The sequence below is a fragment of the Cytophagales bacterium genome (genome assembly GCA_019456305.1).
GTDB lineage: Bacteria > Bacteroidota > Bacteroidia > Cytophagales > VRUD01 > VRUD01.
The window spans coordinates 1-1,859 of the sequence record VRUD01000153.1 but is presented as its reverse complement, the minus strand read 5'-3'; the positions used below and the strand labels follow the sequence as shown (position 1 = coordinate 1,859).

Genomic DNA, 1,859 nt, shown 5'->3' with positions numbered 1-1,859 from the left:
CTGCGGTCAATACCGGTTTGACAAGTACTAATGTCTATTCATTAGCCATAAGCGGCACAAACATTTTTGCGGGGACTGGTGGCGGAGTGTTTTTATCCACCAACAATGGAAGTTCCTGGACTGCGGTCAATACCGGTTTGACAGATCTTAATGTCCGTTCATTAGCCATAAGCGGCACAAATATTTTTGCGGGGACTTGGCGTGGCGGGGTATGGAAGAGGCCGTTATCGGAGATGTGTATTGGCGTTTCAATCACAAATATCCTTTCCAATCAAAGTGCAACAGTTGGCGGAACAGTGACATGGAGTGTGAGTACGAGCGGGTCTTCTCCTTTCACTTATCAATGGTATAAAAATGGCTCGCCAATTACAGGAGCAACAGACAGTTCTTATACCACTCCAACTTTAACTTTAAGCGACAGCGGAAGCGCTTATTACTGCTATGTTACAAATTGTTCGGGTAGCAACGCAACAAGCAACATAGCTGCTCTGACGGTTGTTACCACAACAGGAATAAAAAATATTGATTTCATCAATAACATAAATATTTTTCCCAACCCCACCCCCGGCAAATTCACTTTAGAAGTATAAGGCATGACGAATAAACAGGTGAACATCCATATAACCAACACCCCCGGGCAAAAGCTCTATGAATGGAATGGAAAAATAACATCCGGTAAGTTTTCACAGGAAATAAACTTAACAGGGGCCCCGCAAGGCGTATTTTTTGTGGAAATGATGATTGATAACATAACACAGGTGAGAAAAGTTATAAAAATGAATAAGTAGTAATAATAGATAATTTGCTGGGTGCTGGGCACTGGAATTTGAGAAATTAAGCCCCGGGAGTCCAGAACCAAGAACCCAGTACCCAGAACCTTTTTATTTAATGCACAAAAGATTTCAATAAATGAAATTTCAAATAAGTAGCAACTTACATGGGCAATAATGGATAAAGAACTAAAATCAGAAATTGAACTGTTTAAAATATATGCTTTGTTTGTGGTTGCCATTATAACTGGCTTATCCAGCATCTCATACAGAGTTTTTGAAATTACAATAAGATATAATCTTACTTTTTTAATTGTTTTGTTTATTATTGCATTGATTATTTTAATTTTTGCAACATCTCTTATGATAAAGTCATACTTTAAAATCAAAAAACTACAAAAACAATGAGCATCTTCACATTAGTGTATATAGGGATAATAATCGCAGGGGTTACTTTGATCACAGCATTTGGAATAATGCTATCGCATTACTTCCGAAAAGAAGAAAAATAAAGTTTTTGCATTTTTTCTTGCATTTTTCACCTGCTTGTATTATTATTGCTACCTGAAACCATTTTAAATATTTTTCATTACTTCAATTATCATTAACCGTCCCGGATTTGGGAGCAAAACTTTAAAAAATGAAAACAAAAAATCTACTACTTGCAGCGCTTTGTTTTTTTCAATGCGCAATCTTTAATCCGCAATACTCTATGCTATACGCCCAATGGCTGCAAACCAACGGACCTTATGGCGGATATATCCAAAGTATTGCTACAGACGGCACAAACATTTTTGCGAGTACTGGTAGTGGTGGCGTGTTTTTATCCACCAACAATGGAAGTTCCTGGACTGCGGTCAATACCGGTTTGACAAATCCTACTGTCTATTCATTCGCCATCAGCGGCACAAACATTTTTGCGGGGACTGCGGGCGGAGGCGTGTTTTTATCCACCAACAATGGAAGTTCCTGGACTGCGGTCAATACCGGTTTGACAAATCTTACTGTCCGCTCATTAGCCATAAGCGGCACAAACATTTTTGCGGGGACTTTGGGCGGGGTGTTTTTATCCACCAACAATGGAAGTTC

The 1,859-nt window shown here is 38.9% G+C and carries 3 protein-coding genes; all 3 read left to right on the top strand.

From position 1 onward, the window contains the following. A partial coding sequence (locus FVQ77_17440; protein ID MBW8052088.1) for a hypothetical protein occupies positions 1-590 on the top strand: 590 nt, incomplete at its 5' end. Between the two features lie 3 nt (positions 591-593). Beyond that, entirely contained in the window at positions 594-788 is a 195-nt protein-coding gene (locus tag FVQ77_17435; protein ID MBW8052087.1) for a T9SS type A sorting domain-containing protein, read from the top strand. A 622-nt stretch (positions 789-1,410) separates the two neighbouring features. Beyond that, positions 1,411-1,859 (top strand): regulator (locus FVQ77_17430; GenBank protein MBW8052086.1); only part of this gene is annotated, 449 nt, incomplete at its 3' end.